Raw genomic sequence first — 5,459 nt, forward strand, 5'->3', positions numbered from 1 at the left:
GCCGGGGCCGGGTCTCAGCGGGAACCGCGCAGCAGCAGGTCCGCACACAGTTCCCCCGGCAGCTCCTCGCGCCGTTTGACGGACAGCTTGCGGAACGCGTGGGTGAGGTGCTGCTCGACCGTGCTCGGCGTGACGTACAGCTTCAGCGCGATCTCGCGGTTGGTGTACCCGGCGGCAGCCAGGGACGCCACCCGGCGCTCCGAGCCCGTGAGCGACCGGATCCTGTCCGGCTGCGCAGGTTCCCCGGGATCGTCGCAGCCTGCGCCCAGCTCGTCGAGGAACGGCTTGGCACCGCAGGACTTCGCCAGCTGCCGCGCCCGGCGCGCGAGGCGCCGCGCGCGCCGGGCGTCGCCGAGGGCGTGGTGCGACTCGCCCAGATCACGCAGGGTCCGCGCGAGCTCGAAGTCGTCACCGGCGTCCTCGAGCAGACCGACCGCCTCACCCAGCAGCTTCTGCCGTCGCTTCGTGGGACGGGTCTGCGCGAGCAACCTCAGCGACTGGGCGCGTGCCCGGTCACCGTCGGCGCCGGCTCGGGCCACCTGATCGAGGACGAGCCGGCGGGCCTGGTCCCGATCGCCCAGGCGCAGCCAAGCCTCGGCCGCGGCGGTCCGCCACGGAACCGGGGCGGCGCCGGCCAGCGCCCAGCCGGTGAGCAGCTCACCGCACCGCAGGAAGTCGGCGAGCGCCGCCTGCACGCGGTCGGTCGCGAGCAGGAAATGGCCGCGACCGTAGAGGTGGTGCAGCCCGGCAAGGGTGTCGAACACCGCCGGCGGAACCGTCCGGCCGACGTACCGGGACGCTTCCTCGTACCGGCCCGTCCGGGTCAGCGCGAGGACCAGAGCACCGAGCGGAAGTCCGACGAAGGCTCCCCACGAGCCCGGCGCCGGGAGTGTGAGCGCCGTCCGCGCGGTGGTCGCGGCCTCGTCGAACTCGCCCTTCCTGGTGAGGATCTCCGCTTTGGCCGCGAGCACCGAGGCCTGGACGACGGGCAACCCCCGGGACTCCGCCCGCGTGAGCAGTTGGTCGCACCAGAACGACGCGGCGCCGAGCCGGTCGGCGTAGACCAGGGTCATCAGGGCGGCCAGTCCGCTCGGGCCCAGCCCGGACGTGCATCGGCCGGAGAGCGGCTCCCGCAGCACCTTCTCCGCTTTCGCGACGACGTCCGCGCCGCATCCGCGCCCGAGCAGTTCCGTGAGCACGGCCGTGGACCGTGCCTCCACCCGCACGCCGGTTCCGCCGGCGGCCGTTTTCCGGGACAGCGCGGGAAACGTGGCCGCCAGCCAGAGTTCGAGGTCGCGCAGCACGGGGGAGTCCGTTCGCCCGCGCAGGCTCGAGAGCAGCTCCCCGGCCTCGTCCGTTCTCCCGCGCCACAGCAGCTGACGCACCAGCACGGCTCGCGCGGGCACGTCGAGATCGCCCGACCTCGCCGCGGCGAGCAGTGGTCCGAGGCGGACGGAGCCGGCGACCGGGTCGATCCTCGATTCGAGCTCAAGCAGCCGCACCCGGATCTTCGCCCGGTCTCCGGCCTCGGTCCGGCCTTCGAGGGTGTGGTGCAGCAGTTCGATGGCCAGACTCGGCTCGTCCTCGGCGAAGGCGCCGGTCAGCAGCACGTCGGCCACCCAGGGTTCGGGCATGCGCCCGGCCCGGACCAGGTGCCGGGCGACCACCGGCGCGGGCAGACCGGCGCCGTGCAGCAGCCGGGCGGCGCGACGGTGCAGGTCTTCACGCGTCGGCGCGGGAAGATCGTCGAGCACGGCCAGCCGTGCCGCGCTGTGCCGGAAGGTTCCGTCGCGCAGCAGGCCCGCGGACGTCATCGCGGCGAGCGCTTGCCCGGTCGACTCGACGTCGGCGCCGGCGAGGTGCGCGAGGGTGGGCACGGTGGCGGCGTCGGTCAGCACGGCCAGTCCGCGCACGACCGCCAGTGGCGTCGGCCCGGTGCGGTGGAGACAACCGAGGAACGCCTGACCGTACCCCTGTGCCAGGATGTCGCCGGCCGTCTCGTAATCGGCCGTCAAAGCCCGCAGCAGCACCGGATTGCCGCCGGTGGCCTCGTAGAACCACCTGCGTCTGTCGTGGTCCACCCCGGCACCGAAGTGCTCGACGACCAGTTGTCCGACCGTCTCCTGGTCCAGCGGCGCCACGGTGATCCGGTGCAGGCCGGGACTGCGCAGCGCCTCGGCCCGCAGCGGCGGCGAGGAGGTCCGCACGTTCCGGTCGTCCGTGAGGACCACGATCATCCGCGTGGCCGGCAGCCGTCGCACCAGTTGCGACAGACAGCGCGCGGACGGGAGGTCGGCGTGGCGGATGTCGTCGACCGCGATCACCAGGGGCCGCTGCCCGGCGAGTTCGAGCAGCACCCCGTACAGCCGTCGGGAGAGAAGATCGGTCTCGGCCTCACCGGCGTCCGTGGTCGAGAAGACCCGCTGCGCCGCGGATTCCACTTCGCCCAGGACGGACGCCGACTCCGGGCCCGCTTTCACGCCCTGGACGAGCTGGGCCAGCACACCGAACGGGACGTCGCGCTCGGCAGGCGAACAGGCCGCGACGAGGGTGCGCACACCGGACTCGACGGCCCGGCCGACGCAACGGGAAAGAAGTGTGGTCCTGCCGCAGCCCCAGGGGCCGTCCAGCAGGAGGATCCCACCGCCGGCCGCGTCGCCGGCTCCGGACAGCATCCGGGTGAGCACCGAGTCCGCGCGCTCGGCGGCCCGGTTCACCGTGCCCCTCCGGTGAGGAGTCCCCCGCGCCAGGAGGTGCGGCGCTCGGTGACGGTGAACGCGTCGTCTTCGTAAGCTTTGCAGCCAATGGCCGATATGTGCGCCTGATTCCGCGACGTCACCACGAGGCCGGTCGGTGGCGTCCTGATCTTGTATAGGGTGTCTGGCCGGGCCCGCAGCGGCGAAGACCGCCGGAACCGGTGCTGCCGATCCCGTCGCGGGACCTGGTGGAACCGGGCGGCACGTGCGCCGCGCGGCGGAAACGGCCGGCGGCCACCGGACCGCCGGTGAACCGCCCGCCGGAAACCACGGATCCCACGAGGCGCCGGCCGGCGCCGGGTGGTCCTGGCGAACCGGTCCGAGTGTCCGAAGTGTCCAGACAAGGAGAATTCATGGCAGTGCTCGGTAAGTTGCTGAAGAACCGGCGGGCCGGGGAGGCGGGCCTGGCCTGGAACACGCCGAACCTGGCGGGGCCCGAGACCCTGCGGGTGACCAGTCCGGACTTCGAGCACGAGGCGACGATGCCGGTGGCGCACGCCGGGAAGCGGTCGGGCGGCCAGAACACCTCGCCGGCGCTGAGCTGGACCGGAACCCCCGCCGGCGCCACGCAACTGCTCCTGGTCGTCGAGGACCCGGATGTGCCCCTGCCGAAGCCGTTCGTCCACGGAGTCTTCCTTCTCGACGCTGCGGTGACCGAAGTCGCGCGGGGTGCGCTCGACGAGAACAGCGCCACCGCGGGTGTGCGGGTGCTGCGGTCCGGCAAGGGACGCGGCTACCTGGGGGCGGACCCGATCAAGGGGCACGGCCAGCACCGGTACGCGTTCCAGCTCTTCGCGCTCGCGAAGCCGATCGCCGCCTCGGCGGGCGGCGCGGACCCGGAATCGGCCAAACCACGCGCCGTGCTCGACGCCGCCGGCGAGGTCCTCGCGCGTGGCCGGATCGACGGCTTCTACGAGAACCCCTGACGTCCGGCGGCCGGCGCTGATCAGTGCGCCGGCAGGCCGATCCGGTGCGGGGCCGGTGATTCCGGCGTCCACGGCGTCCACGGCACCCGCCCGTCCCTGGCCAGGGCGAGCAGCGCCGCCTGGTCCTGCGCGCCGACCGCACGGTCCTCGTCGGAGCCGACGGTGCCTTCCGGGTCGAGGAACAGGCAGGCCACGTCGGCGCCGTGGACCGGCCGGTTCGCCAGCTCGGGATAGGCGAGCACGGTCCGCCAGCTGGTGGACGGCGCGTAGTCGAACTGCTGGTACCACACCGGGGCGCCGCCCTTGTGCTGGGCGGCGAGCAGCTTCTTGGCCGGCCCCACCCAGATCAGCTCGGACAGGGCGTCGATCTTCTCCCTGTGTGGCAGCGACTGGTCCTTCTCGGGGAACGCGCGCAGGTAGGCCGTGTCGATGGCGTTCCAGGCGTCCCACGCCCCGCTCTCCTCGGTGACGTTCGAGACAAGCAGCGGAACGTCGGACATGAGCCCCGCCCCCAGCGAGTCGAGCGGGCTGCGGGGCAGGACGCTGCCGTCGACGAACGGTCCGTACCGGATCATGGCCGGGCCGTGCGACTTGGCCGTGGCCTGCTTCAGCATCCGCCGGTGGATGGTGCGCAGCCCCACGTTGGGCAGCCGCGCGAGATCCCTCGGCGTCGCCGCCAGCGGTCCGGCGGCCTCAAGGAAGTCCTTGGCGAACCGGGCGGCCCGCTCCTCGGCCATCGGCGGCTGGGCGCCGCTGTACAGCGCCGCCTTGTGGAACAGCCCCTTGGCCGCGGGAGCGCCCAGCAGCGCCGCCACGTCCGACGAGCCGGAGGACAGGCCGAACAACGTCACGTTGTCCGGGTCGCCGCCGAAGGCGGCCACGTTCTCCTTGACCCAGCGCAGCGCCTGGATCTGGTCGAGCATGGACAGGTTGGCGCTGTCCTTGAAGTCCGGGTCCAGCGCGCCCAGATAGAGCCAGCCCCAGGCCCCTATCCGGTAGTTCGCGGTGACCACGACCGCGTCGTGCCGGGCGGCGAAGTGCCAGACGTCGTTGGTCGACGTGCTGCCGCTGCCGTAGGCCCGGCTGCCGAAGTGCAGCCACACCAGCACCGGCCGGCGCGCGCCCGGGTTCGGGTCGGGCGACCAGATGTTGAGGTTGAGGCAGTTCTCGCTCTCGGTCGCGTCGGGGGACACCGTCGAGGGCGTCTGGCCGGGGATGATCGGCAGCTGCCAGGAGACCGGGCCCCAGTGGCGCGCATCGATCCGCTCGACGGGGACGGCCGGCGCCGGTGGCCGGAACCGCTGCTCGACCCGGCCGTACGGCATGCCGCGCCAGTTCGGGACGCCCCGGTCAAGGAAGCCCCGCATCGCGCCGGACGACGTTTCCACCACCAGGTCGTCATCAGTCAGCTCGTAATCAGTTTCCTCGCGCATGTGATGTGCCTGCTCCGAATCGTGAGGGCGGACTGCGGCGCCATTCTCGTCGGCAAAATACCTGCCGAGATTCGCATGGATCTTTCCGGCGGGGTATCACCAATTCTGGTGGTCGTGCGGCCTCCCCCGGTATCCGGACCCGACTACCAGGTTGGGGAGTTGATGTAGCGGATCGCGGGGCTAGTTTTGATTTTCGGGCCCGCCGGTTTCGCGGACGGCGGCCGATCTGCTCGATCGCTTCGGTTGCAGGGTGAATGAGAGGGACTTCGTGCGCACTCGGCGAAAAGTTTTCGAAGTCGATTTTCGTGACTCGTCGGCGGATGCCACCCGAGCGGAGGTGCTCG

At 72.1% G+C, this 5,459-nt stretch carries 3 protein-coding genes; 1 reads left to right on the forward strand and 2 read right to left on the reverse strand.

The window, feature by feature from the left end; genetic code table 11:
* Window positions 1-14: 14 nt before the first annotated feature.
* The gene (locus OHA86_RS35705; protein ID WP_329182083.1) at window positions 15-2,717 is read right to left on the reverse strand and encodes an AAA family ATPase; all 2,703 of its coding nucleotides are present in this window, start codon (window positions 2,715-2,717) and stop codon (window positions 15-17) included.
* Between the two features lie 392 nt (window positions 2,718-3,109).
* On the opposite strand from OHA86_RS35705, the gene OHA86_RS35710 reads away from it, so the two are divergent.
* Window positions 3,110-3,682 (forward strand): YbhB/YbcL family Raf kinase inhibitor-like protein, encoded by a 573-nt coding sequence (locus tag OHA86_RS35710; RefSeq protein ID WP_329182084.1) that lies wholly within the window; start codon window positions 3,110-3,112, stop codon window positions 3,680-3,682.
* A gap of 20 nt (window positions 3,683-3,702) precedes the next feature.
* On the opposite strand, the gene OHA86_RS35715 is transcribed toward OHA86_RS35710, so the two are convergent.
* On the reverse strand, window positions 3,703-5,115 hold the full coding sequence (locus tag OHA86_RS35715) for a carboxylesterase family protein (RefSeq protein WP_329182087.1): 1,413 nt from the start codon (window positions 5,113-5,115) through the stop codon (window positions 3,703-3,705).
* Window positions 5,116-5,459 lie beyond the last annotated feature (344 nt).

The organism is Streptomyces sp. NBC_01477 (assembly GCF_036227245.1).
Taxonomy (GTDB): Bacteria; Actinomycetota; Actinomycetes; order Streptomycetales; family Streptomycetaceae; genus Actinacidiphila.

Bases quoted from the DNA above. Each gene is read 5' to 3' on its own strand.
- OHA86_RS35710 (WP_329182084.1), top strand. From the start codon at position 3,110: ATGGCAGTGCTCGGTAAGTTGCTGAAGAACCGGCGGGCCGGGGAGGCG.
- OHA86_RS35715 (WP_329182087.1), bottom strand. From the start codon at position 5,115: ATGCGCGAGGAAACTGATTACGAGCTGACTGATGACGACCTGGTGGTG.